At 65.0% G+C, this 26,792-nt stretch carries 20 protein-coding genes; 15 read left to right on the forward strand and 5 right to left on the reverse strand.

The features are described 5' to 3' along the window. Positions 1 to 272: 272 nt before the first annotated feature. The 4 genes from Q0L30_RS20640 to Q0L30_RS20655 form a co-directional block, all read right to left on the reverse strand. Complete coding sequence (locus tag Q0L30_RS20640) at positions 273 to 1,013, reverse strand: 3-ketoacyl-ACP reductase (RefSeq protein WP_296660466.1); 741 nt, start codon at positions 1,011 to 1,013, stop codon at positions 273 to 275. Positions 1,014 to 2,116: 1,103 nt separating this feature from the next. After that, complete coding sequence (locus Q0L30_RS20645) at positions 2,117 to 2,371, reverse strand: hypothetical protein (RefSeq protein WP_296660469.1); 255 nt, start codon at positions 2,369 to 2,371, stop codon at positions 2,117 to 2,119. 139 nt (positions 2,372 to 2,510) lie between these two features. Beyond that, positions 2,511 to 4,370 carry an AI-2E family transporter gene (locus Q0L30_RS20650; RefSeq protein WP_296660525.1) on the reverse strand — a complete coding sequence of 620 codons (1,860 nt, stop codon included), beginning with the start codon at positions 4,368 to 4,370 and terminating at the stop codon, positions 2,511 to 2,513. 84 nt (positions 4,371 to 4,454) lie between these two features. Then, positions 4,455 to 5,084: a phospholipid-binding protein MlaC gene (locus tag Q0L30_RS20655; RefSeq protein WP_296660471.1), complete on the reverse strand. Its 630-nt coding sequence runs from the start codon at positions 5,082 to 5,084 to the stop codon at positions 4,455 to 4,457. A 488-nt stretch (positions 5,085 to 5,572) separates the two neighbouring features. Between Q0L30_RS20655 and Q0L30_RS20660 the strand changes: the two genes are divergently transcribed. The 13 genes from Q0L30_RS20660 to Q0L30_RS20720 all read left to right on the forward strand — a co-directional run bounded on the left by Q0L30_RS20660 (position 5,573) and on the right by Q0L30_RS20720 (position 24,448). Then, positions 5,573 to 6,193 (forward strand): hypothetical protein, encoded by a 621-nt coding sequence (locus Q0L30_RS20660; protein WP_296660474.1) that lies wholly within the window; start codon positions 5,573 to 5,575, stop codon positions 6,191 to 6,193. A gap of 385 nt (positions 6,194 to 6,578) precedes the next feature. Beyond that, a complete protein-coding gene (locus tag Q0L30_RS20665) occupies positions 6,579 to 7,658 on the forward strand; it encodes an HPP family protein (RefSeq protein WP_296660476.1) in 1,080 nt (359 codons plus the stop codon). Between the two features lie 90 nt (positions 7,659 to 7,748). Next, positions 7,749 to 8,162 (forward strand): MarR family transcriptional regulator, encoded by a 414-nt coding sequence (locus Q0L30_RS20670; protein ID WP_296660479.1) that lies wholly within the window; start codon positions 7,749 to 7,751, stop codon positions 8,160 to 8,162. Between the two features lie 5 nt (positions 8,163 to 8,167). Beyond that, the gene (locus Q0L30_RS20675; protein ID WP_296660481.1) at positions 8,168 to 9,955 is read left to right on the forward strand and encodes a chloride channel protein; all 1,788 of its coding nucleotides are present in this window, start codon (positions 8,168 to 8,170) and stop codon (positions 9,953 to 9,955) included. 607 nt (positions 9,956 to 10,562) lie between these two features. Then, the gene (locus tag Q0L30_RS20680; protein ID WP_296660484.1) at positions 10,563 to 13,298 is read left to right on the forward strand and encodes an HAD-IC family P-type ATPase; all 2,736 of its coding nucleotides are present in this window, start codon (positions 10,563 to 10,565) and stop codon (positions 13,296 to 13,298) included. A gap of 135 nt (positions 13,299 to 13,433) precedes the next feature. Next, positions 13,434 to 14,615: a metallophosphoesterase gene (locus Q0L30_RS20685; protein ID WP_296660486.1), complete on the forward strand. Its 1,182-nt coding sequence runs from the start codon at positions 13,434 to 13,436 to the stop codon at positions 14,613 to 14,615. A 420-nt stretch (positions 14,616 to 15,035) separates the two neighbouring features. Then, positions 15,036 to 16,238 carry a NarK/NasA family nitrate transporter gene (locus Q0L30_RS20690; RefSeq protein WP_296660489.1) on the forward strand — a complete coding sequence of 401 codons (1,203 nt, stop codon included), beginning with the start codon at positions 15,036 to 15,038 and terminating at the stop codon, positions 16,236 to 16,238. Positions 16,239 to 16,259: 21 nt separating this feature from the next. Next, entirely contained in the window at positions 16,260 to 18,695 is a 2,436-nt protein-coding gene (nirB, locus tag Q0L30_RS20695; RefSeq protein WP_296660492.1) for a nitrite reductase large subunit NirB, read from the forward strand. 10 nt (positions 18,696 to 18,705) lie between these two features. Next, positions 18,706 to 19,032, forward strand: a complete 327-nt coding sequence (gene nirD, locus Q0L30_RS20700) for a nitrite reductase small subunit NirD (RefSeq protein WP_296660495.1) — start codon at positions 18,706 to 18,708, stop codon at positions 19,030 to 19,032. Positions 19,033 to 19,037: 5 nt separating this feature from the next. Then, positions 19,038 to 21,737 carry a nitrate reductase gene (locus Q0L30_RS20705; protein ID WP_296660497.1) on the forward strand — a complete coding sequence of 900 codons (2,700 nt, stop codon included), beginning with the start codon at positions 19,038 to 19,040 and terminating at the stop codon, positions 21,735 to 21,737. 16 nt (positions 21,738 to 21,753) lie between these two features. Next, positions 21,754 to 22,326, forward strand: coding sequence for an ANTAR domain-containing response regulator (locus tag Q0L30_RS20710; RefSeq protein WP_296660500.1), 573 nt, complete (start codon positions 21,754 to 21,756; stop codon positions 22,324 to 22,326). 10 nt (positions 22,327 to 22,336) lie between these two features. Beyond that, positions 22,337 to 23,497 carry a CmpA/NrtA family ABC transporter substrate-binding protein gene (locus tag Q0L30_RS20715; RefSeq protein WP_296660502.1) on the forward strand — a complete coding sequence of 387 codons (1,161 nt, stop codon included), beginning with the start codon at positions 22,337 to 22,339 and terminating at the stop codon, positions 23,495 to 23,497. 162 nt (positions 23,498 to 23,659) lie between these two features. Beyond that, positions 23,660 to 24,448, forward strand: coding sequence for a peptidoglycan DD-metalloendopeptidase family protein (locus Q0L30_RS20720; RefSeq protein WP_296660505.1), 789 nt, complete (start codon positions 23,660 to 23,662; stop codon positions 24,446 to 24,448). 87 nt (positions 24,449 to 24,535) lie between these two features. Here the strand turns inward: Q0L30_RS20720 and Q0L30_RS20725 are convergent, their stop codons facing one another. Continuing rightward, the gene (locus Q0L30_RS20725) at positions 24,536 to 24,829 is read right to left on the reverse strand and encodes an antibiotic biosynthesis monooxygenase (protein ID WP_296660506.1); all 294 of its coding nucleotides are present in this window, start codon (positions 24,827 to 24,829) and stop codon (positions 24,536 to 24,538) included. 375 nt (positions 24,830 to 25,204) lie between these two features. Between Q0L30_RS20725 and Q0L30_RS20730 the strand changes: the two genes are divergently transcribed. Both Q0L30_RS20730 and Q0L30_RS20735 read left to right on the forward strand, forming a co-directional pair. Next, positions 25,205 to 25,582 carry a DUF2946 domain-containing protein gene (locus tag Q0L30_RS20730; RefSeq protein WP_296660509.1) on the forward strand — a complete coding sequence of 126 codons (378 nt, stop codon included), beginning with the start codon at positions 25,205 to 25,207 and terminating at the stop codon, positions 25,580 to 25,582. A 176-nt stretch (positions 25,583 to 25,758) separates the two neighbouring features. Then, positions 25,759 to 26,679 carry a transporter gene (locus Q0L30_RS20735; RefSeq protein ID WP_296660512.1) on the forward strand — a complete coding sequence of 307 codons (921 nt, stop codon included), beginning with the start codon at positions 25,759 to 25,761 and terminating at the stop codon, positions 26,677 to 26,679. Positions 26,680 to 26,792: the final 113 nt, after the last annotated feature.

The following is a 26,792-nucleotide window of genomic DNA, read 5'->3' on the forward strand; positions in this document are numbered from 1 at the left end:
ACTCAATTTTGTGCCGCGTCTGCCGTTAAAGCAGTCATGGAACGAGACAACGGGGAAATGAAGTGCCCCCGCGCCCTGATCCATACCCTGTCTTGTGTCACTGCAGTCCGGTTTTACACGCAAAGCCAACCTTGTGCGCCGGAATCCCTGTTTCCGGCGCGCTTTCTTTTTGCCCGGTACCTCGCCGCGCGGCCGCATCATGAAAAATGCGGGAGCAGGCTGCCGCCCGCTCCCGCACTGAGACAAAACTACGGCACGCACGCGGCGTGCACTTAGCTCATGTGCAAGCCACCGTTCAACGAGAAGTCGGCACCCGTCGAAAAACCCGACTCATCCGACGCAAGCCACGCGCAGATCGATGCAATTTCGTGCGGCTCGCCGAGCCGACGCACCGGAATGCTCGCAACAATCTTCTCCATCACCTCGGGCTTCACCGCGCGCACCATATCCGTGCCGATGTAACCCGGCGAAACCGTGTTGACGGTCACGCCCTTCGTCGCCACTTCCTGCGCGAGCGCCATCGTAAAGCCGTGAATGCCGGCTTTCGCCGTCGAATAGTTGGTCTGACCGAACTGGCCTTTTTGCCCATTCACCGACGAAATATTGATGATGCGGCCCCAGCCGCGCTCGACCATGCCGTCGATGACCTGCTTGGTGACGTTGAAAAGGCTCGTGAGATTCGTATCGATGACGGCGGTCCAGTCTTCGTGCGTCATCTTGCGGAACACGACGTCGCGCGTAATGCCCGCGTTGTTGACCAGCACGTCGATTTCGCCAACGTCCTTCTTCACCTTCTCGAAAGCCGTAGCCGTCGATTCCCAGTCGGCCACATTACCTTCGGATGCGATGAATTCATAACCCGCGGCTTTCTGGTCTTCGAGCCACTTCACGCGACGCTGCGAATTCGGCCCACAGCCTGCGATCACCGTAAAGCCGTCCTTGTGCAACCGCTGACAAATTGCGGTTCCAATGCCACCCATACCGCCGGTCACATAAGCAATACGCTTCGCCATATGTCCTCCTTTCATTTTAGGGTTATAAGCCAGCTAACAAAAACCATGGAGGGTGAACCAGTTTGACGACCGGCCGCACGCCCTACGATGGGCATTAACCCGTACGTGAAAACGCGCGACATCAAAACGGACGTGAAGCGCGCCGGTGTCTCATGCCGGCGGCGCGCTGGCTTCAACCTCTTACTGAAATCCGCCGCTGTCGACTATCGCGCCGTGCAAACGCGCCGCGTTGCGATAGTTGTGGCCCTTGGGGGCATCACGTGATCAGGGTCGGCAAGAAAACCGTGGGGCGGATCAGGATAGATCCGCCCGCTCTGCGGGAAGCGAATGCAATCCTGTGCGAACGAGGCGTCTGCGCCAGTGAAGCGCGCCGCGTACGGGAAATAATGCGTCGATGTGGGGCTTCGGAGCAATGACGGCCGCCGTATAGGCGCGCCAATCGCAAAGCCTGGCGCTGCCCGGACGCGCAGCTTTTGAAACGACATAATCCTCAGAAATGCGAATCAAAATACGGGCTCCGTATAAAGGACGCTTCCGCACAAAAGTACAGTCGCTCGACTCACCACTCGCGCGTGGGCGTCGCGGACGCTTGAGCTTACCCAGGTGACGTGACGTTTGTACGACAGACATTGTCATGCGCCATGCATGGTGCGCCATGTGGTGTATCGAGCAAGCAGTAAAACACATGGTTACCAAACACGTCCATACGGTTTGGCTAAATTTCAGGATAAATTCCTGGTGAATAGAAACAGCGCGAACGGTGCGCTTTTTGTATGAAGTAATCCATACCGTTCGCGAATCTCGCGTGGATGTCATGCGATTCCGGCCGATGCACGACTACACGCTCCGCCGTACAGGAAGGCGACGCGCGGTAACGGGAAGATGCGAGGAAATATGCTCAGCCAGGCGAGGCAGCGTTTTGGTTTGAGTCGCGCAGTGAATGTCGGCGCGTCGCGCAAAGCGAAGATACAAATACAAATGGCTGCACTCGGGCAGCCATGCTGTGCGCATTCGGCATCTCATCCGATTCTGTTTGCGATATTGGATGAATGCGCGGTTGAATGCGCGAATGAATGCGTGCGGAAAATCAGGCGGGAAAGAATTTAGACGGAGGCGATGCAGCGACCGAAGCCGATGGCGTCGCGCGCCCTCGGCAGAGCGGGATCCAGACCCCCGACCGCTTCCAGCAACTGACGGCCGGTTTTCGTCAGCGAAAGCCTCAGGCGACCTTCGGTGCGCTGCTCCAGCGCGAGCAGCCGCCGCTCGATCAGCGTGTCGAGTTCAGTTCGATTCATATCGATCTGGTCCGGCGAATGGCGGACCAGCATCAGCGTGGCAATTTCGTGCGGACTCAGCAACGTGTCGTCTTCCAGTAACTATCATGCCGCGCCAATAGGCACGGAGCCTCGTATGTTCGCGGTTTACCGTGACATCTTCATGAATGTCACAATCAACGCCAAAGCGGCGTTCTGCGTGCCGCGTCATCCTGGAGAAGGATCACGTCACGCGCGCACCCGCGCACTCGTCGATCAGATCCCTTAACGTGGCCGCCATCCGCGCATTCGGATCGTCGGACGTGAGGGGCATGTCCTCGCCGCGCGATCCGCACACACCCACAACGATCACCGCTTGCGCCGTCCGCTCGCGCAGCCGTCGCACGAGATTGCGCAAATACGGCGGCGATTCGGGCGCATCGAGCGACACCACGCAGATCACAGCGGGGTGCTGCGCATCCACCATCGCGGCGCGCGTGGCGCGCACCTGCTCATAGCTCGTCGTCGCGCAGGCAATGCCGCGCCGCACGAGCAGTTGCGCGACGATCGCGGCGACCACTTCGTCGAAAGCGCCGCGTCCCGGCACGCACAGCACCGCGCCCGGGTCAGAAGCGGTTGCCCCTGCAACGGTGGCGGCGCCGTCACCGCTGCTTTCGTCACCCGTAACATGCCGCGAATCGTCGACGGATTCGAGGTCCTCCACGATATCCCGCAGCGCCTGATTGATCCGCGCGACCTGTTCGCTGGGCAGCACGCCGCGCAGCGCATCGTTGCGCGCAAAGCGCAGGCCTTCGAACACCACCTGCTCGTAGTAATCGATGAGCGGCATGCCCGCGAGCAGCCGGTCGGCCTGCAGCAACGCTTCGCGCGGATCGTCTGCGAGCAGCCGCTGATAGCACATCTGCGCGGGCGTGAGCGCGGGCTGGTCGCCGAGCAGGATGGTCAGGAAGTTGAGCCGGTCGACATAGCGCCCGAGCGTGACGATGCACAGTGTAAGCGGCGTCGACAACACGAGTCCGACCGGCCCCCAGAGCCAGGTCCAGAAGATCGCCGCCACGACGACCGCGAGCGGCGAAAGGCCCGAGCGGCGTCCGTAGAGCATCGGCTCCGCGAATTGCCCAGCCACCACGTCGACGACGATAAAGAGAATCAGCGTCGAAACCGCCATCGTCCATTGCGGCTGAATGGCGGCGGCGAGCACCGTCGCGAGCGCCGCGGCAATCCAGATGCCGATGTACGGCACGAAGCGCAGCAACGCGGCCACCGCGCCGAACAGCAGCGCGCCCGGCACGCCGACGATGGCGAGCCCGATCGAGATGATCGCGCCCACCGCGACATTCACGCCCAGTTGCGCGACGAAGTAGCGCGAGAGGCGCTCGGATGCATCGTTAATGGCGGTCGTGGTGCGATGCAGGTCTTCGGAACCGAATACGCTGATGAGCCGGTCGCGAAGATCTTCGCGCTGCAGCAGGATGAAGATCGTCACCACGAGCACGATAAAGCCCGTTTCGAGCGGCGCGATGACGGGCGCGAATGCCCGTCGCGCAAGTTGCATCGGCGTGGGTGCGGGCGGGTGGACCTCGACCGGCGTCGGCACGCCAGGCGCATTGCGCGCCGCGTGCCCGTGCGGCAACGGCGGTGCGGGCGGCGGCGCAGGCGTCACGCGCTGTAGTGCGGTGGCCGCACGGCTCATCAGCAGATCGGCGCGGCCCACGGTCTTTTCCTGCACCGTCTCCACCTTCTGCTCGATCGCCTCCTGATATTGCGGCAGATCGGCTGCAAGCTGAACGATCTGCGCCGTGATCAGCGTGCCAATGCCCGCCAGCGCGAGCACCGTGGCAAGCACGGCAAGGAAGATCGACAGAAACGAGCCCAGATGCAGGCGGCGCAGCATCGTCACGAGCGGCGCGAGCAGGAAGCTCAGCAGCACGGAAAGCGTGATCGGAATCAGCACTGCGCGCCCGAAGTACAGCCCGCACACGACAATCACGCCGGTAATCACGGCGGCGAGGCTATGCAGCGTCGGCGGGGTCGGCGGAAAGACACGATTGCGCCTGCCCTGCGGGGGCATCGGGAAATTCATGTCGTAGCGCGGAGGTTTCATGAGTCAATCGGGCACGCGGCGCACGAAATACACAAGCCGTGTACAAGCCACACGCGGCCTGCCTCACGATTTTCCCGGGACGAGCTCCTGGTTGCGCGCGCTGAGAAACTGGATAAGGCCATCGATGCCGCTCTCCTGGATTTTCTCGTTGAACTGTTGCCGGTAGGTCTGGATGAGCCACGCGCCCAGCACGTTCAGATCATAGAGCCGCCAGCCCTGGGGTGTCTTGTACAGACGATAATCGATCTCGACGGGCTTGCTGTTCGTTTGTGCAAGCGTTCGGACGACCACGTCGGTGTCGCCCGGCGACGTGCGCATCGGCAAGTAGTTGATCTGCTGGTCGGGCTTCAGTTGCGCGAGCGCACCCGAATACAGATGAATGAGCAGCGACTGGAATTCCGACGCAATGCGCTTTTGCTGCTCCGGCGTGGCCGTGCGCCAGTGACGGCCCATCGCGAGCCGCGTGGTGCGATTGAAATCGACGTACGGCAGGATGTCCCGGTCGACGATGTCGCGAATACGCGCGATATCTTCCGGCGCGATGGCTTGCGCCCGCACTTCGTCCAGCACCTGCTGGGTGGCGGTTTTGATGAGCGCCTGCGGGTCCGACTGATCCACGGCAGTCTGCGCGAGCGCGGGCACGCCAGACGCGACCCATGTGAACAGCGCGAAAACGAGCAGCAGCTTTTTCATTGTTGCCTCGGAAGTTGAATCGCACAGGCGCGCACATGTGCACGCGCGGGCGAACCTTGACTGAGCAAGCCCGATATCCTCCAGTCTAGAAGTTCGGAACGAACAGGGTCGGCCCGCCGCACGCGCTGCGGCGCGCACACGAAGAAAAGCGCGATTGCGTCTTCATGCAAAGCAAGGCCCATACCAAACCGGGAATTGGCCGAAGCTCGTCGCCACGGTCTCGCCCGACGCACGGATAGCAATCGCGGTATCCGGCGTGCCGCCTCGTCTTCGCTGCGTCTTCTTCATACAGCCGCCGGTAAGAACTACAACACAGAGCAGCGGTTGCTGCAGTGCGGCAGCGCTCAATCGCAGCCGCATCCATCGCAGCCCGAACGGGCCGGATCGCGCGGCTCGCGAATACCCGTCACGCGTAATCATGTTCTCAAGCAGCCGTCCGAACGTGCCGTTAACCGGTTGAGGTATCAACCATCGTGATGGAGTCTTGTTTGAACGGTAAAACGCTCGCCCTCGGCGCCCTGGCCGCGACGCTGCTGCTGAGCGGCTGCATGTCCGATTCACGTGTCGCCGCTCATCCTGCGCGGCCCACGGCAGTCGTCGCTGCACCGCCCCCGCCGCAACCGGTTGTTGTCGCCGCGGAGCCCGTCTACGTGCCGGAGCCTTACGACGCGTATATTTCCGTCGCCCTCGACAGCGACATCGTCTTCGCAGGCGGCAATACGTACTTCTGGTACGTCGGCCACGACGGCCGACGCCATCGCCGCCTCTACGCCCATGGCGACCGGCGCGGCGAGTTGCTCCACCGGCGCTCGCAACTGCGGCTCGTCATGGCTCACCACGAAGGCCATCTGCCGATGCAGAAGGCGCACGTGACTCCGCCACCCACGCGGCACGCCCCGCCGGTACGGCAGGCGCGAGCGCATCAGGCGCATCAGGCGCGCCAGACACACCAGACGCACCAGACGCATCAGCTGCATTCGTCACCCGCGCGGTCCAGATCGCAGCAGGCGCGTCAGTCACCCCAGCATCATCATCAGGCACCGGGCAAGCCGACGCCCGCGCCGAACAGCACGGCCGCCGCGAACCAGCGCCCGCAGTCGCACACCTGAGCCGTCGCTGAACCACAGATGAGTCTCGCGTGACCGGTTGCCCGCACCGGTCACGCGCAACCTTACCCGCCGCCCCAATCGATTATTCAGCCAATACTCACGGCTTTATTATTTGCAGTCCTTTTTAATTTCAGGTTTTGAATCAGCGTGGCTTTGTCATTGCAGGGAACGGCATCGGGCATGAACGGCCCTGAAATCAGGGTTAAAACGAATTGACCGTCGCAATATATATCACGTTGCGATATAATGCCGCAGCCCATTTTCTTCTACCGCCGCTGAATTCCGCCTCTCTCCAGACCCCTTTTTGATTGTGTCAAGTTCGACATCCGCCCGCTGGTTCACCGGCTTCACCCCCGCGCGTGTTTTCATCCGCTGGCAGGAGCGTATGCGCGCAAGCGCAGGCGCACTGTTCGGCGTCGCGTTGACGGGAAGCCTCGCGCACTGGCTGTTCGGATCGGCCTCGACCACGCCGTACCTGATCGCGCCGATGGGCGCCTCCGCCGTGCTGCTCTTCGCCGTGCCGGCGAGCCCGCTCGCGCAGCCGTGGTCGATCATCGGCGGCAATCTGATTGCGGCGACAGTCGGCGTAACCAGCGCACTGCTGCTGCACAATCCCATCGCCGCTGCCGCGGTCGCCATTGCCCTCACCATTGCCGTCATGTTCGCGTTTCGCTGCGTTCACCCGCCATCAGGCGCGGTCGCGCTCACGGCCGTGGTCGGAGGACCGGCGGTGCACGCGCTCGGTTACCGGTTCGTGCTCGAACCTGTCGCGCTCCAGTCGGCGTTCCTGCTCGGCGCAGCACTCATCTTTCACACCGCGACGGGGCACCGCTATCCGCACCGGCCCTCCAAACGCGCGGGCCATCACGGCCCCGCGCAACGCGGTTTTTCGCGCGCGGACCTCGAAGCCGTATTGCGCGAGCAAAACGAAATGCTCGACGTCGATCCAGCCGATCTCGAGGCGATCCTGCGCGCGACCGAAATCCGTGCCTATGCACGCACGTTCGGCGAGCTGACCTGCGCCGACGTGATGACCCACGATGTCGTCAGCATCTCGCCCGACACCACCGTGCGCGACGCGCGCCGCCTGCTGCGGCGCCACGACATCAAGGCGCTGCCCGTGGTCGATGCGCAGCGTCACGTGAAGGGCATCGTCACGCGCACCGATCTCGCCGACACGGGCCGCGACGCCTGGCCCGGCCGCTTGCTGTTCACCCGCATCGCGCGCCGGTTCGCCCCGCGCACCGGCACCGGCGAAGCGGTGCGCACGTTGATGAGCGCGCCCGTGCGCACCGTCACCGCCACCACGCCGGTCGCCGAACTCATGTCGATCTTCGCGGGCCGCGGCCATCACCACGTGCCGGTTGTGGACGCCCAGAAACGTCTCGCAGGCATCGTCACGCAGGCAGACCTCATTTCCGGTCTCTATCGCCAGTCGCAGCCCGGCAGGCCGCTCACCGCCTGAAACCCCACAATCCAATCTGTTGCCCTCATGCGGGCCTATATATCATATTATGATGTATTAACCGATTCACCAGCTTTCCAGGACCGTCCGATGAAGCAGAGTACCCGCGCACTCGACAAGCGCGATTTTGAGCAGCTGTCGCAGTTCCGCTATCAGATGCGGCGCTTCGAGCGCTTTTCCGAGCAAGCCGCGCACGCCGATGGCATCACGCCGTTGCAGTATCTGCTGCTTCTGCACGTCAAGGGCTACCCGGGGCGCGACTGGGCCACGGTCGGCGAACTGGCCGAGCGCCTGCAGGCACACCATCACGGCGTCGTCGCGCTCGTGACGCGCTGCGAGGCACACGGCCTCGTCGAGCGCCGGGTGAGCGAGCACGATCGCCGCCAGGTGGAAGTCCATCTGCGCGCCGAAGGCGAGAAGCAACTGGCGCGCCTCGCCGAACTGCACCGCACCGAGCTGAACTCGCTCGACGGGACCTTTACGATTCCGCAAATCGATCTTTGACCACCATGCATGCCGATTCACACAAGCGCGACTTTTCCGCCAATAACCGCCTGCCCGGCGTCGCCGCGCTAGCGGCCGTCATTGGCCTGCTCGCCACGCTCGCCGCCTTTGCGCTGCTGAGCCTGATTCACCTGTTCACGAACCTGTTCTTCTTCGGCCGCTTTTCGTTCGCCGATCATTCGCCCGCGCTCAACACGCTCGGCCCCTGGGTGATCCTGATCCCGACCCTGGGCGGGCTGCTGGTCGGCCTGATTGCGCGCTTCGGCTCCGATCGCATCCGCGGTCACGGCATCCCCGAAGCCATCGAAGCGATCCTGTTCGGCAAAAGCCGCATGTCGCCGAAAGTCGCGGTGCTCAAGCCGCTTTCGTCCGGCATCGCAATCGGCAGCGGCGGACCGTTCGGCGCCGAAGGCCCGATCATCATGACGGGCGGCGCGCTCGGCTCGCTGCTGGCGCAGTGCGTCCGGCTCACCTCCGCCGAACGCAAGACGCTGCTCGTCGCAGGTGCGGCAGCCGGCATGACCGCCGTGTTCGGCACGCCCGTCGCCGGCGTGCTGCTCGCCGTCGAATTGCTGCTGTTCGAATGGCGGCCCCGCAGCTTCCTGCCGGTCGCGCTCGCGTGCGCCGTCGCGGGATTCGCACGCGCCGCCTTCTTCGGCGTCGAGCCGCTGTTCGCCCTCCAGACGCCGCCGCCTCATGCGCTCGCACTCGGTTCGTGCATCATCGCGGGCCTGTTGTCCGGCGCGCTGGCTTCGGGATTGTCGGTCTCGCTCTACAAGATCGAAGATCTGTTCGGACGCCTGCCGCTTCACTGGAGCTGGTGGCCCGCGCTTGGCGGCCTCGTGGTCGGTATCGGCGGTTTCTTCGAGCCGCGCGCGCTCGGCGTCGGCTACGACGTCATCGGCGACCTGCTGCACCAGCATATTTTCTGGGAGACCGCCATCGGCATCCTCGTCGTGAAAGCCATCATCTGGGTCGTCGCACTCGGCTCCGGCACTTCGGGCGGCGTGCTCGCCCCGCTGCTGATGCTCGGCGCGGGACTCGGCGCCGTGCTCGGCCACGTGCTGCCCGGCGGCGATCCGGCGCTGTGGCCGCTCGTGTGCATGTCGGCCACGCTCGGCGCGACGCTCGGCGCGCCGCTCACGGCTATCGTTTTCGCGTTCGGCCTCACGCACGACAGCAACGCGCTGCTGCCGCTGCTCGCGGCCACGCTGATCGCGCACAGCTTCGCCACCATCGTCATGAAGCGCTCGATCATGACCGAGAAGATCGCGCGCCGCGGCTATCACATCTACCGCGAGTACGGCGTCGATCCGCTCGAGCGTCACTATGTGAACGAGGTGATGTCGCACAACGTCGAAACGATCGATGCGAACACCACCGTTGATCACGCGCTCACGGCCTTCTTCGGCGCAACGCAGACGCGCCGCGCATGGCCCGTCGTGCGAGACGGCGCGGTGCTCGGCGTAGTGGATCGCGCGATGCTCGACGGGCTGCAGGGCAACGCCGCCGGCACGACGCTCGGCGCGCTTCTGGCGCCCCGCGTGCCCGACGTGGCGCTGCCCGAGGAAACCTGCCGGCAGATTGCGACGCGGCTCGCGATCCACGACCTCGAGCGGCTGCCCGTGGTCGCCGACCGCACGACGATGCAGCTGATCGGCATCGTTTCGCGCAGCGATCTGGTCAAGCTTTCGCTCGCGCACTTCGAGGAAGAGCACAAGAAAGAGCGGTTTCGCCGGATTCGCATGAGCAACAGCAAGCGACGATTCCCCCCGGTGCGCAAGGCTGGTTAAGCGCGCGCAGGCGCAACCGTTCGCTCTGCTTCACCCCGCTTCACCTTTCTGGCCGACGCTTTCGACTCACAGGCGTTCGCAGCTCAATGTGCTGCGAACGCCTGCCCGGCTGGTGGGACGGGGTTGGACAGTTAGTTGCGAAAGCCGGTTGCAAAAACTGCGGCGATAGCGATGACCGATTCGATGCCGCTCATCGGACCCATCGCCGCGCATGCGGCTTGCGGCTCCCGAAAGCGTTGCGCCTGCACACAACTTCCGCGCTCCGAATCCTTGTGTGCGCATCGATAACGCACGCGCAGCTACGACCACCCCATCGACAATCTGCGCCCCATCGCTTCTGCCGCCAGCGCGCGCAGACGGGGTTATAAACGCATTCACGGCAGAACGCGCAGCACCCAAAACCACGCCAGCGAGCGACAACCCTGACTGTCTGTCAGAATAAGCGCGCACCCTTCTCAAGCGGACGGCGCTCGCCCCCGCAGACCCCGAATTCAGCAGACCCAGCCGGAACGGCAAGCGAACGGCCGCAAGCTCGCCGTGACGGGGTTCGGTGAGTGGCTTCGCGGTTTCGAAGGATCGCATCCGCAACAGTCTTGTGGAGAGAGCGATGAACGACGCGGCAAGCGGGATTCAGCAGGGCGAGGCATCAGCCTGGCATGCAGTGACCGGTGACGAGGCGATCAAGCGGCTCGGCACGAATGCGGCGGCGGGGCTCGCCACCGCGGACGTCACTGCGCGGCTTCGGCAATATGGTCCGAACCGGCTTCCGGCAACCGGCAAGCAAAGTCAGTTGCGCAGGCTGCTGAACCAGTTTCACAACGTGCTCGTGTACGTGCTGCTCGGCTGCGGCTTCGTCAAGCTCATGCTCGGTCTGTGGATCGACGCATCGGTCATCCTCGGCGTCGTCGTCATCAATTCGGTGCTCGGGTTCGTCCAGGAAGGCAAGGCCGAAAAGGCGCTCGATTCGATTCGCAACATGCTGTCCGCCGAAGCGAGAACGCTGCGCGACGGCGAGGCGCGCATGATCGCATCGGAAGATCTCGTCCCCGGCGACATCGTGCTGCTCGAATCGGGCGACAAGGTGCCGGCCGATCTCCGGCTCGTCGAGATCAAGAACCTGCGCACGGAAGAAGCGGCGCTCACGGGCGAATCGGTGCCGAGCGACAAGTCGGTCGATCCCGCCGCCGCGAATGCGACCGTCGGCGACCGCCACAGCATGGCGTATTCGGGCACGCTCGTCGTGTCGGGGCGCGCCACTGGCGTAGTCGTCGCAACCGGCAGCAACACCGAACTGGGCCGCATCAACCAGATGCTGGCTTCCGTCGACAAGCTCGAAACGCCGCTGCTGCGCCAGATCACGAAGTTCGGCCATACGATCACCGCCGTCATTCTCGTGGTCAGCGCGCTCGTATTTGCCTACGGTCACTGGATCGAGCGGTTGCCGTTCGTCGACATCTTCCAGGCGGTCGTCGGCATTGCCGTCTCGGTCATTCCGGAAGGCCTGCCCGCCATCATCACGATCACGCTCGCCATCGGCGTGCAGCGCATGGCGGAGCGCCACGCCATCATCCGGCATCTGCCCGCAGTCGAAACGCTGGGCTCCGTGTCGCGGATCTGCTCGGACAAGACCGGCACACTGACGCTGATGGAAATGATGGTCGTCTCCGCCGTGACTGCCGACGCCGCCTACGAGGTCGATGGCCAGGGCTACGCACTGGAAGGACGCGTCCTGCACGACGGCAAACCCGCGCCGCAGGATCCTGTGCTCGATCTGATGGGACGCGTCTCGGTGCTCTGCAACGACGCGGAACTGCGTCAGGAAGACGGCATCTGGAAAGTCGAGGGCGACCCGACAGAAGGCGCGCTGTATCCGTTCGCGGCGAAGATCGGCCTCGCGCGCGACGCATTGGAAGCCACCTACCGGCGCGCCGACGTCATTCCGTTCGAGTCGGAACACAAGTTCATGGCCACGCTGAACGAGGACGCGAGCGGCGCGCAGTGCCTGCTCGTCAAGGGCGCGCCCGAAGTCATCCTCGAACATTGCAACCGCCAGCAGACCCGCAACGGCCCGCAGCCGCTCGACCTCGACTATTTCCTGCAGGCATCGGATCGCTTGGCCGTACAGGGCGAACGCGTGCTGGGGCTCGCGTGGCTCGACAATCCGGGCACGGCCAGCCAGAGCCTGACGCCGTCCGACCTGCCCGCGACGCTCGTGCTGCTCGGGCTGATCGGCCTGCTCGATCCGCCGCGCAAGGAAGCCATCGAGTCCGTCAAGGAATGCCACGCGGGCGGCATCCGCGTCACGATGATTACGGGCGACCACAAGATCACGGCTGCCGCGATTGCGCGGATGCTCGGCATTGGCGACGGCAAGACCGCACTGACCGGCGCCGAAATCGAAGTCATGGATTCCGCAACGCTACAGGCGGAAGTCGAGCGGGTCGACGTGTTCGCGCGCGCGAGTCCGGAGCACAAGCTTCGGCTCGTGAAGGCCATGCAGGCGGACAACCAGATCGTCGCGATGACCGGCGACGGCGTGAACGATGCGCCCGCGCTCAAGAAGGCCGACATCGGCGTGGCAATGGGCATAAAGGGCACCGAGGTCACGCGCGAAGCGGCCGCGATGGTGCTGGCCGACGACAACTTCGCGTCTATCACGGCCGCCGTTCGCGAAGGCCGCACGGTCTACAACAACATCGAAAAAGCCATCCTGTTCATGCTGCCGACGAACGTGGCGCAGGGCGTCGTGATCATGGCCGCGATCCTCGTCGGTTTCCAGATGCCGATCACGACGCCGCAGGTGCTGTGGGTCAACATGGTGACGTCGGTGGCCCTCGCGCTCGTCATTTCGTTCGAACCGCACGAACCGGATGTCATGCGCCGGCCGCCCGCAAAAACAGGGCGGCCCATCCTGACCGGATTCGGCATGTGGCGCGTCGCGTTCGTCGGTCTCGGCCTCGTCGCACTGACGCTGTGGGTGTTTTTCCGGGCCATCGGCCACGACATGCCGGACGCGGTCGCCCGCACGGCCGCGGTCAACGCGCTCACGTTCGGCCAGATCTTCTACCTGCTCAATACCCGCTATCGGGTCGAATCGTCGTTATCGATCAAGGCGCACATGGGCAATCGCTATTTGCTGATGGGCATTGGTTCTGTGATCGTTCTTCAATTGCTGTTCACCTATGCGCCGCCCCTTCAGGAACTGTTCGGCACGGCGGCCTTGCCTGCCAGCGTGTGGCCGTGGCTGCTCCTGGCGGACGTGGTGTTCTTCCTCGTCGTCGAAGCGGAGAAATGGGTCATCCGCAGATGGCGCGCGATGAAAGGCGTCAGCGCCACGGCGTGATCGGCGTGATCGATGTAATCGGCAGATTCGGCATAAGCGCTGCGAGCGCAAGGCCGCCCGGATTCTCGCGGCCATAACAGCCCCGCTACGACCACTTCCCGCGTGCTTCGCGCGCGATTGCAGGAGTAGACCGTCATGACCGTTTCGAAGGGTTCGAATGGACACACGTTTGGCCGGATGCGGCCTTCGCACGCAAGCTACGCCATTCACCGCGATCCGCCGCGCGACACGCACTTTCGCGATCTTCCGCCGCCCACCGGCGCGAGCCCGTTCCGGCTCGATCTCAAGGACATCCTGAGCGCCGCCGATTACGCAGCCATCGTCAAGCGCGAACGCCTCGTCTTTCACCTGAACGGCGACATGGGCGGCATCAGCTATGCGGTGCCGCAGGAACTGGTCGCTGCCGGCATGGAAGCCGATCTCGCGAAACCGGCCAGGGACGGCGCCTTGCCGGACTTTCTGTACATCACCGGCGATTGCGTCTATTTCAACGGCCAGGTCAGCCAGTATTACGCCCAGTTTTACGAGCCCTACGAGCTTTACCACCGTCCCGTGTTCGCCGTGCCCGGCAATCACGACGGCGAAAATCTCGCAGGCGACCAGACGCTCGACGGTTTCATGCGCAACTTCTGTGCGAGTCGCCCAGGCACGAAAACGCCCGAATCGCAGGGCTCGTTTCGCACGGCGATGATTCAGCCCAACTGCTACTGGACGCTGCTCACGCCGCTGTGTTCGATTGTCGGGCTGTACAGCAACGTGCCCGAAGGCGGCGAGATCGTCGCGCCGCAAACCGAATGGCTCGTCGAGGAAATGCGTACGCTCGATCCCGGTCTGCCGCTTTTCGTGGCGCTCCACCACCCGCTTTATTCCGCCGACGATTACCACTCGGGCAGTTCGCGCATGCGCAAAGTGCTGGAGGATGCGAGCAAGGCGGCGGGACGCTACCCCGACATGATCTTCACGGGCCACGTCCATAACTACCAGCGCATTTCGAGCGTGCATCCGGACCGCGGACTCGTGCCGCATCTCGTCACCGGCGCAGGCGGTTATCACAACCTGCACACCATCATGAAAGTGAACGGCGAAAAAATGGTCGCGCCCGTGAGCTTCGATGCGGGCGACGGCGAAACGGTGACGCTCGAAACCTATTCCGACGATCACCACGGCTTCCTGCGCGTCGATGTCACGAAGACGCTCGTGACCGGCCGCTACTACCAGGTGCCGCGTCCGCAAGAGCCGCGCACGAAGGGCGCACAACTCTTCGATCACTGGAAATACGACGTCCAGAACCGGCGCTGGATTCCCAATCAGTTGTAGCACGCTGGTATCCGCTGGTGTCCACTTGTAGCCGCCGGTAGCCGCTCGTAGCCGCGAGCGCATGCGCGCCGCCGCTTTCGCGTGCGGCCGCTGCGCCAGTTGAGTGCGGCACGGTTTGCTTCGCACTGCTGCGGTGCACCAGCCGGGCTCCGTCCATTTCCCGCAAAACCCCATCCAGCAACGCTTTGCGCGCTTGCTGCAAGCTGGCACGGTGCTTGCAAAACAACGCTCGGCTCCTGCAATGGTGCGAGAGCCGAAAGCAGGCGCCGATTCACCTCGCGCGCCGCTCCGTATCGTGGCTGCCGTATTGCGCGACATCGCCGTACAACACAGCAGCCGCCGAACTTTGTCGAGCAATGACGCTCGACGTTCGTCGCATCCGGTTCACTCCTACCGGTACGATCCAACGACGGAGCCGACATGGATCGCAGTTTCTGGCGCAATGGCCACACCCCGACGCTGTTCTCGGCGTTCCTCTACTTCGACCTGAGCTTCATGGTCTGGTATCTGCTCGGACCGCTGCAGATCCAGATCGCCCACACGCTCGCACTCACCACGCAGCAACGCAGTTTCATGGTCGCCACGCCGATTCTCGCGGGCGCGATCCTGCGCGTGTTCATGGGCATGCTCGCGGACCGCATCGGTGCAAAGCGCGCAGGACTCGTCGGCCAGTTGTGCGTCATCGCAAGCCTGCTGGTGGCGTGGCGCGTCGGTTTGCACACGCTGGCGCAAGCGCTCTTCTTCGGCATCACGCTCGGCGTGGCAGGTGCTTCGTTCGCCGTCGCGTTGCCGCTCGCCTCGCGCTGGTATCCGCCCCAGCACCAGGGCACCGCAATGGGCATTGCAGGCGCAGGTAATTCGGGAACCGTGCTCGCCGCGCTTTTCGCACCCGTGCTCGCTGTCGCGTTCGGCTGGCAGAACGTCTTCGGCATGGCCTGCATTCCGCTCATCGCGGCGCTCGCGGTGTATACGGTCTGCGCGCAGGACGCGCCCGGCATCGTCCAGCGCAAGCATCTGTCCGACTACGCGCGCATGCTGCGCAACCGCGATACGTGGTGGTTCATGTTTTTCTATTCGCTCACGTTCGGCGGCTTTTCGGGCTTCGCGAGCGCGTTGCCCGGTTTCTTCCACGATCAGTTCGCGTTCGACGCGAAGCTCGCCGGATGGGCCACCGCCGCGTGCGTGTTCGCCGGTTCCGCGATGCGCCCGGTCGGCGGGTTGCTCGCCGACCGCATCGGCGGCACGCGCTCGCTGCTCAACGTGTTCGGCGCCGTGACCTTGCTTATCGGTGCGGCGGCGTTTCACCCGGGCGGCCCGGTCGTCAGCGTGTTGCTCTTCATCGCCGCGATGCTCTGCCTCGGCGCAGGCAACGGCGCGGTGTTCCAGCTCGTGCCCCAGCGCTTCGGCAAGGAGATCGGCGTGATGACCGGACTCGTCGGCATGGCGGGCGGCGTGGGCGGTTTCGCACTCGCGGCGAGCCTCGGCGCAATCAAGCAGGCCACCGGCGATTACGCCTGGGGTCTCGCATTATTCGCATGCCTCACCTTCGCGGGCTGGGCCGGCATGCGCAACGTGAAGCACCGCTGGCGCAATGCGTGGTCGATGGCCGCGGCGCGCGTCTGAATTCACTGCGAGGAGCATCAAATGAATACGCAACCGAAGCTCGTCGTCATCGGCAACGGCATGGCCGGCATCCGCACGCTCGAAGAGCTGCTGGCACTCGCGCCGAGCCACTACGACATCACCGTGTTCGGTGCGGAACCGCATCCGAACTACAACCGCATCCTGCTCTCGCCGGTCCTCGCCGGTGAGCAGAACTTCGACGACATCGTGCTCAATCCGCTCGACTGGTATGCGCAAAACGGCATTCGCCTGCATATCGGCAAACGCGTCGAGCGCATCGACCGCATGCGCCGCGTCGTCGTGGCCGGGGACGGCACCGAAGCGCCCTACGACCGCCTGCTGATCGCCACCGGATCGACGCCGTTCATTCCACCGATGCCGGGCAACACGCTCAAAGGCGTAATCGCGTATCGCGACATCCACGACACCCACACGATGATCGACGCCGCCGCCGTCAAGCGGCACGCCGTGGTGATCGGCGGCGGACTGCTCGGGCTCGAGGCAGCCAACGGGCTCAAACTGCGCGGCATGGACGTGAGCGTCGTGCATCTCGCCGATACGCTGCTCGAACGGCAACTGGACGCCACCGCGGGCAAGCTGCTGCAGCGCTCGCTCGAAGCGCGCGGGCTGCAGTTCCTGCTCAACAAGGCGACGGTGGAAATCACCGGCAACGAGGCAGGCGAAGTGACCGGCGTGCGCTTCGCCGATGGCGATGCGCTGCAGGCCGATCTCGTCGTGATGGCCGTGGGCATCCGGCCCAACACCGCGCTGGCCGAATCGGCGGGCCTTCATTGCTCGCGCGGCATCGTCGTCGACGACGCGATGCAGACCTACGATCCGCGCATCTACGCCGTGGGCGAATGCGTGAATCATCGCGGCGTTGCCTATGGTCTCGTCGCGCCGCTCTTCGAACAGGCGAAGGTGTGCGCGAATCACCTCGCGCTGATGGGCATCGGCAGCTACAAGGGTTCGGTGCTCTCGACGAAACTCAAGGTGACCGGCATCGACCTCTTTTCCGCGGGCGATTTCCTCGGCGGCGACGGCACGGAGGAGATCGTGCTTTCGGATCCGGCGGGCGGCGTGTACAAGAAGCTCGTCATCAAGGACGACAAACTCGTCGGCGCGTGCCTCTATGGCGATACCGCCGACGGCGCGTGGTACTTCCGCCTCCTGCGCGAGCAGCGCAAGCTGGGCGAGTTGCGCGAGCACCTCGTGTTCGGCGAAACGGGCATTGGCGACGCGGGCGTGCAGGGCCAAAGCCGCGCCGCCGCCATGAGCGACAAGGACGAAGTCTGCGGTTGCAACGGCGTGTGCAAGGGCACCATCGTCAAGGCGATCACCGAGAAGGGTCTCTTCACGCTCGACGACGTGAAGAAGCACACGAAGGCGGCGAGTTCGTGCGGCTCGTGCGCGGGGCTGGTCGAGCAGATCCTCATGAACACGCTCGGCTCCAGCTTCCAGGAAGCGCCCAAAACCAGGGCGATCTGCGGCTGCACCGCGCACAATCACGCCGAAGTGCGCAAGGCGATCCGCGAGCACCATCTGCTCACGCACCGCGAGGTCTACGATTTCCTCGAATGGCACACGCCGAACGGCTGCGCGAGCTGCCGTCCCGCCATCAACTACTACCTGCTGTCGACGTGGCCGCGCGAAGCCGTGGACGATCCGCAAAGCCGCTTCGTCAACGAACGGCTGCACGCGAACATCCAGAAGGACAACACGTTCTCCGTGATCCCGCAGATGAAGGGCGGCGTGACGAATCCGTCCGAGCTGCGCCGCATCGCCGACGTGGCCGACAAGTACCACATTCCGATGGTCAAGGTCACGGGCGGCCAGCGTATCGATCTGCTCGGCGCGAAGCAGGAAGATTTGCCGGACATCTGGCGCGATCTCGGCATGAAGTCGGGGCACGCTTACGGCAAATCGATCCGCACCGTGAAGACCTGCGTGGGCAGCGAGTTCTGCCGCTTCGGCACGCAAAACAGCACGCAGATGGGCATCGACCTCGAAACGATGCTCGCCAACATGTGGTCGCCGCATAAGGTCAAGCTCGCCGTCTCCGGTTGCCCGCGCAACTGCGCCGAGTCGGGCATCAAGGACGTCGGCGTGATCGCCGTCGACAGCGGCTGGGAACTCTATGTGGGCGGCAACGGCGGCATCAAGACCGAAGTGGCGCAGTTCCTCTGCAAGGTGAAAACCGCCGATGAAGTGAAGGAATACACCGGCGCGTTCCTGCAGCTCTATCGCGAGGAAGCGTACTACCTCGACCGCACCGTGCATTACATCGCGCGCGTGGGGCTCGACTACGTGAAGCAAAAAGTCGTGGAGGACGCAAGCAATCGCCGCGCGCTCTACGAACGCCTGCTGTATTCCCTCGAAGGTCTGCCGGACCCGTGGGAGACGCGCGTCGCCGGTACGCAACGCACTCAGTACATTCCGCTCAAGGTCGTCGCCTGAGGACACGCACATGGATATGAAAACCACGCCCACCTGGACCCGCGTTTGCGAAGTCGCGGACATTCCGCGCCTCGGCAGCCGCGTGCTCGAACGCGACAGCGGCAACATCGCGCTCTTTCGCACCGCGCTCGACGACGTGTTTGCGCTACTCGACCGATGCCCGCACAAGGGCGGTGCACTCTCGCTCGGCATCGTGCACGGGGAGAGCGTCACCTGCCCGCTGCACGCGTGGAATATCGATCTCGCGAGCGGCGAGGCGCGCGCGCCCGATGTGGGCTGCGCGCATCGTTTCGCGGTGCGCGTCGAAGACGGCGCCGTGTTCGTCTGCCTGGACTGACGACCATGAAGACCGTGACGCGCTCCACCTGCTGCTACTGCGGCACCGGCTGCGGCGTGCTGATCGAATCGGTCGACGGCCGCATCGCCGGCGTGCGCGGCGACCCCGATCATCCCGCGAACCGCGGCCAGCTTTGCAGCAAGGGCATGGCCCTCGCCGATACCGCGCGCAGCACGACGGGCCGCGCGCTTGCGCCCGAGCTGCGCGTGCGGCGCGGCGAGCCGCGCACGGCGGTCGAGTGGCCGGTCGCGCTCGATGCGGTCGCCGGGCGCTTCGCGAGCATCGTCGAACAGCACGGCCCCGACGCCGTGGCGTTTTACGTCTCCGGTCAGATGCTTACCGAGGATTACTACGTGTTCAACAAACTCGCGAAGGGTTTGATTGGCACGAACAATATCGACAGCAACTCGCGCCTGTGCATGTCGAGCGCCGTGACCGCCTACAAGATGGCCTTCGGCGCCGACGGCCCGCCCACCTGCTACGACGACCTGGAATGCGCACGCACGGTGCTGTTCGCGGGCAGCAATGCGGCGTGGGCGCATCCCGTGCTGTTTCGCCGACTCGAAGCGGCGAAGGCGGCCGATCCGTCGATCCGCTGGATCGTGATCGACCCGCGCCGCACCGACACCGCCGCGATGGCCGACCTGCACCTCGCCATCGAACCGGGAACCGATGTCGCGCTCTTTAACGGCATGCTGCATCACCTGATCTGGGAAGGACTCGTCGATCGCGCCTTCATCGACCAGCACACCGAAGGTTTCCAGGCGCTCAAAGCGGCGGTGAGGACGTTCACGCCCGCGATCGCCGCCGAACTGTGCGGCATCGCCGAAGCAGACCTGATTCAGGCGGCCGAATGGTTCGGCGCGAGCGACGCGGCGCTGTCGCTCTACTGCATGGGACTGAACCAGTCGAGCCACGGCACCGACAAGAATCTCGCGCTCATCAACCTGCATCTGGCGACGCGGCAAATCGGCAAACCCGGCGCGGGACCGTTTTCGCTGACCGGTCAGCCCAACGCCATGGGCGGGCGCGAAGTGGGCGGCATGGCGACGATGCTCGCTGCGCATCGCGATATCGGCAACGCGGCGGAGCGTGAGGAAGTTGCACGGCTATGGGGCATCGAAGCCGAAGCGCTCTCGGCGCGCCCGGGACTGTCCGCTGTCGACATGTTCGATGCGCTGCGCGCGGGCACCATCAAGGCGGTCTGGATTGTCTGCACGAACCCGGCGCATTCGCTGCCCGACAGCACACGCGTGCGCGAGGCGCTCGAAAAGGCCGAGTTCGTCGTCGTGCAGGAAGCGTTCACGCAAACCGACACCGTGCCCTATGCGGACGTATTGCTGCCCGCCGCCAGCTGGGGCGAGAAAAGCGGCACGGTGACGAACTCGGAGCGCCGGATTTCGCGCGTGCATGCAGCCGTCGATGCGCCGGGCGCGGCGAAGCCGGACTGGTGGATTGCCGTGCAAGTCGCGCAGCGTCTGGAGCGTCGGCTAGGCCGCATACCTCATGCGTCGCGCTTTGCATTCGATGCGCCGGAGCCGATCTTCGACGAACACCGGCGGCTCACCGAAGGCCGCGATCTCGACATCGGCGGCCTGAGCTATGCGCTGCTCGATGCACGCGGCCCGCAACAGTGGCCCTTCCCCGCAGGCAGCGCGTACGGTCAGGCGCGCCGCTACACCGATGGCCGCTTCGCCACCGAAGATGGCCGCGCCCGCTTTCACGCGCCGGACTATCAGCCGCCCGCCGACGCCGTCAATGCGCGCTTCCCGTTTCGTCTCACGAGCGGACGCCTGCGCGACCAGTGGCATGGCATGTCGCGCACGGGCCGCAGCGGCCGTCTGTTCGCGCACGCGAGCGAGCCGGCGCTCGACATGCACCCCGGCGACGCCGCGCGGCGCGGCCTGCGCGAGGGCGATCTCGTGCGCGTGATCAGCCGGCGCGGCGAACTCGTGCTGCCCGTGCACGCGAGCGAGGACGTGCGCTCGGGCACGCTGTTCGTGCCGATGCACTGGAACGCGCAGTTCATGTCGAGCAGCGGCATCAACGAGGTCAGCGATCCCGCCGCCGATCCGCGTTCGTCGCAGCCCGAACTGAAGCACGCGGCGGTGCGCGTCGAAGCTGTCGCGTTGCCCTGGCGCGTCGTAGCCGTGCGGCGCGGCGACGCGCTGGCCCTTCAGGCGGCCGTTCAGCCGCTGCTTGGCGCATGCCGCTATGCGGCGCTCGCCATCGAAGACGATCTCCTGATCGTGCGCGCCGCCGACGCCGCAGCGCCCGCTCACTGGCTCGAGCGCCTGTACGCCGCGCTCGGTCTGCTGCCCGACGACGACACGCTCGAATACCGCGACACGCGGCGCGGCCTTGACAAGCGCGCACGCTGGCGCGACAACGTCATCGAAGGTTTCGTGCTGGCCGGGGACACCACCCAGGCCGACACGCTGCTCGCCGCCGTGCGGGCACGCGAACCGTGGCGCGGTTCGCGCCTCGGCGCATTTTCGGCGCACCTGGCCGGAAAGATCGCCAGCGCGCCGCGTGAGCGCATCGTCTGCAGTTGCATGCAGGTCGGCGCGACGCAGATCCAGGCGGCGCTTGCGCGCGGCGCATCCGTGCCGGGCCTGCAAGCGTCGCTCGGTTGCGGCACGGTTTGCGGATCGTGCGTGCCCGAATTGCGGCGCATGTGCGAAGCGGCCACCCTCGCAGGATAGAAATTCGCCACCCTCCATGCGCGTCTTGCTTGTCACCGACACCGACAAACCTATCGGCGATCTGCGCGAAGCGCTCGCGCGGCTCGGCTACGACATGCTGCCCGATCCGGCCACGCCGCAGGATCTGCATCGCGTGGTCGAGCACGCGCGCCCGGACGTCATCATCATCGACACCGAATCGCCCTCGCGCGACACGCTCGAACAACTCGCGGTGATGAACGCCACCGCGCCGCGTCCCGTGCTGATGTTCAGCAACGACGCGAACCAGCAGTTGATCCGGGCAGCCGTGCACGCGGGCGTGACGGCCTATCTCGTGGAAGGGCTCGCGAGCGAGCGGATCGCGCCGATCCTCGAAGTCGCGCTCGCACGATTCGCGCAGGAAGCGCAGTTGCGCGAACGACTCGCGCAAGCCGAGAACGAACTCGCCGAACGCAAGCTGATCGACCGCGCCAAGCGGCTGCTGATGGAGCGCCAGAAGATGACCGAGCCCGCCGCCTACGCCGCGCTGCGCAAGCACGCGATGAACCAGAGCGTGAAGCTCGCCGAGGCCGCCCGGCAGATCGTCGAGGCGGCCAAATCGCATGAATGAAGCGACGCCCATGAACCCGAACGCTCTCACCGACGCGGCATCCGCGGACGCACTGCCCGAAAGGACGCATCTGAAGATCGGCTTCGTGCCGCTCTCCGACGCGGCGCCAATCGTCGCCGCGAAGCTGCTCGAATTCGGCCACGCGCACGGCCTCACGCTGGAGCTGTCACGCGAGCCGTCGTGGGCCGCGCTGCGCGACAAGCTGCTCGCTGGCGAACTCGACGCCGCGCATGCGCTCTACGGGCTCGTCTACGGCGTGCAACTCGGCCTCGGCGGGCCGCAGGCCGACATGGCGCTGCTGATGGTGCTCGCGCGCAACGGCCAGGCCATCACGCTGTCGAACCGCCTCGCCGATGCCTTCGCCACGCACGGCACGCTGCCGCGCGCGTTCGCGGCGCTCGGGCGCAAGCCCGTTTTCGCGCAGACGTTCCCGACCGGCACGCACGCGATGTGGCTCGCCTACTGGCTTGCCGCGCAGGGCGTGCATCCGTTGCGCGACGTGGAGAGCGTCGTGATCCCGCCGCCGCAGATGGTGACGGCGCTCGCACAGGAGCGGCTCGACGGCCTGTGTGTCGGCGAACCCTGGAACGCGCTCGCGCAGCAACGCGGCGTGGGCCGCACCGTCGTGCAGAGCGGTGCGATCTGGCCCGATCATCCGGAGAAAGTGCTGGCCTGCCGACGCGAATTCGTGCGCGCGTACCCGCGCACCGCGAAGGCCCTCGTGCGTACGCTGCTGGAGGCTTGCCGCTGGCTCGATGGCGCAGGCCATCGGCGCGAAATCGCGCAATGGCTCGCGCACCCGGAGTTCGTCGGCGTCGATGCGGAAGTGATCGCCTCGCGGCTGGAGCAGGCGGCGCACGCGAGCGTAGCGCCGGTGCGCTTTTTCGATGATGGCGCGGTCAACTACCCGCACACCTCGGAAGGCGTGTGGTTCCTCACGCAATTCGAACGCTGGGGGCTGATGGCCAGACGTGACGATTTTCGCGGCGATTACCGCGAGATTGCGCAGGCGATCAACCAGACCGCACTCTATTGCGAAGCGGCGCAATCGCTTCAAATCGGCCTGCCCGCCGAGCGCCCGCCGCAAGTGTTGATCGACGGCCGCTGCTGGGACGGCGGCGATCCGCACGCCTATGTGGATGGATTCGCGATCAACGGCGCACACGCCTGAGACGCTGCGCACGTTGCAAACGTCGCAAACGTTGCGCACGGGGCAATTTCGGGCGCTTCGGCGGTCAACCATCGACGCTCGCGAATCGTTGACTGTCGAGTGCGCTGGCGTGCCCGACGGCATGCCGCGCCGTCACGCAATCAAAAAGGCAGATATAGAACGATGCGAGCAAATCTCCCAGGCCACGGTTTGACCACGGCGCAGCGCGGCGTCTGTGCCATGGCGCTCTGCGTGCTGTCGGCCTGCGCCACGCGGCTCGACCCTGCACCCGTCACGGACCTGAGCGCCCGCGCGAGCGCACCGGCGCCCGCGCCGGTCAACGTCGCCCCCGTCGCGCCCCCGCCTGTTGCGGTCGAGCCTGCGCGGCCCGGCTACTATCGCGTCCAGCCCGGCGACACGCTCTCGCGCATCGCACGCTCGAACGGGCGAAGCGATCACGATCTCGTCGCCTGGAACAACCTCGCCGACGCGAACCATATCGAAGTGAACCAGCTGCTCCGCGTCGCCCCGGCGGCGTCGGCCAACGCAGCTTCGGCGGACGAACCCGCACCCGTATCCGCGCCCGCCTCCGCCCCCGACAACGGCGTCATCGCGCTGAGCTGGCCCGTCCACGGCCCGCTGCTCGGACGCTTCGACGACACGCGCAACAAGGGCATCGACATCGGCGGCAATCCCGGCGAACCGGTGCGCGCAGCCGCGAGCGGCCGGGTGGTGTATGCAGGCAACGGCCTGCGCGGCTACGGCAATCTGGTCATCGTGAAGAGCGATTCGGCCTTCCTCACGGCCTACGCGCACAACCGCGACCTGAAAGTGAAAGAAGGCGATTCGGTGACGAAGGGCGAAGAGATCGCCGAGATGGGCAAGACCGATGCGAATCGCGTCATGCTGCATTTCGAAGTGCGGCACGACGGCAAGCCCGTCGATCCGTTGCGGTATTTGCCGCCGCAGTAAGCGCGAGCGCCGCGCTCGCGGCGCGCTGCTGCCTGAGCGCGGGCACGCACGGGGCACGCGCGAATCGAGTGCCCCGGCTCGCTCGCTTTACTTGACGACGACTTGCGTGTGCCCTACAACCGGCGGCTTCTCGAAGTACGGGCCAACGAGCTCGCGCCACACCTGGAAGTCGGCGGACTCGCGAAAGTGCACCATGTGATCTTCGACGGTGTCCCACTGCACGACGAGAACGTACTGGTTCGGCTCCTCGATGGAACGCTGCAACTCGACGTGACGGCAACCGCGCGCGCGGTTGAACAACGGGATCGCCTGCTTCACCCCTGCTTCGAATTCGGCGTTCTTGCCTGCGTGCACGGTGATGTGTGCCATTTCGTAAACCACGAGATTTCCCTCCTGAACAAGACGTGTAGTGCGCAAAGCGCTCGCCGCGCCGCCAACAGCATGCGGTGCGGCAGCCGACCGCAACGTTAGCACGGTGCGTTTAAAGCCGCGCGACGGCGACATCCGGCAACGCCCGCATCGATATCGATCGCATTAGCGTCAGCGCGAATTGGTGCGTTTCTGTTTCACCACATCGTATTGCGGCATAGCCGCACACGTCCGATTGCGCAAAAAGCACATGGCATAATTGATCGATCCGTTGGCGTGCTTTTCCGCGCCACATAGAGGCCGCATAGGCCACGCAGCACTGAACCAACGCACGGCATTTGCCGTGCACCTCAACCGCGCTTACAACGCGCCTGCACCACGCGCAGCATGTCACGCATTCGTCTACGGAAACTCGGCAGCCTGCTCGGATTGCTTGCAATCCTGATGAGCGTGCTCGCGCCGGCCATTTCGCAGACGCTGGTCGAACATCATCGCGCGGGCGGGATGCATTCGTCGTTCTGCGCGATGGGAGACGATGCCGCCGCCGATTCGCACGGCTCGCCGCATCATTCGCAAGCGCAGCACGGCGACGCCTGCCCGTATTGCACGCTGTTCGCCAACGTGCCCGTTCTGCCGGGCACGGCCGTGCAGTTCCCGGTTACGTTCGCCGTCGAACGCGCGAACGTGAACTACACCAACCACGAAGTCCTCAGCCTCACGACCTGGTCGGCAGCGCAGCCGCGCGCGCCGCCCGCCTTCTCCTGATCTGATCTGATCTGATCTGATCTGATCCGATCCGCTTCGCCTCGTCTCGTGTCGCGTCGCCTCGCACGGACACAAGCAAGCAACCACAACAACGCCGCCGCGCGCACCGTCGCGGCGGGCCGTCACGCCTGCGCGCGACGGCGACAACACACGTCAAGAATCAGGAGAATCACCTTATGCGTACGCTTTTCGCACGCTACGTCGCGCCTGCGCGCGCCGCCTTGCTCATTTCGGGCGCCCTCGCCTGCATGGCCGGTTCCCCCGCTGCGTACGCGCACGCAGTGGTCGGCGACCGGGTCTTTCCCGCCACGATGGCGGTCGACGATCCCGGCGTCGGCGACGAATTCAACATGCAGTTCAACCACATCAAGACGCCGGACAGCAACGGCGACGACATGAACGTGAACACCGTGTCGTACGAGTGGGACAAGCTGATCACGAAGAACCTCGCGGTCAGCATCGCCGGCAACTACTCGAGCCAGAACTCCCCCGACGGCTCGGCGAAGGGCTGGGACGACCTCACACTCGGTGCGAAGTACCTCGCCTACGCGAATGCGCGGCATGAGTTCATGGCGTCGGTCGGGCTCCTCGCAACCGTTGGTGGCACGGGCTCGAAGGCAATCGGGGCTTCGTATTCGACGTTCACCCCGACCGTCTACCTCGGCAAGGGCTTCGGCGACTTGCCCGCGAGCCTCGGCTATCTGCGCCCGCTCGCCGTAACAGGCACGATCGGCCCGAACATCACGACCGCTTCGTCCGACAACGGGCCGAATTCGGTCGGCTGGGGCGTGACAGTGCAGTACAGCATTCCCTACCTGCAGAACCAGGTGAAGGATCTGGGCCTGCCGCAGCCTTTTGCGAATCTGGTTCCGGTGGTCGAGTTCCCGATGAGCACCTGCACGGCGGGCGACTGTGCCGGCCAGACGACGGGCACGATCAACCCCGGCCTGATCTGGCTTAACCGCTATGGCCAGTTCGGCATCGAAGCGCAGATTCCGGTGAACCGCGCCACGGGCACCCATGTGGGCGTACTGGTTCAGGCGCACCTGTACTTCGACGACATGTTCCCGAATTCGCTCGGCAAACCCCTCTTCTAAGCGCAGGAGTCCCCCGATGAAACTGCAAACCACCGCACGCGCCGCCGCTGCCGCACTCCTGATCGCCGCCGGCCAGCGTGCCCACGCCCACGCGTACCCGACTCACGAGGCGC

It is taken from the genome of Paraburkholderia sp., assembly GCF_024281035.1.
Classification (GTDB): Bacteria; Pseudomonadota; Gammaproteobacteria; order Burkholderiales; family Burkholderiaceae; genus Paraburkholderia.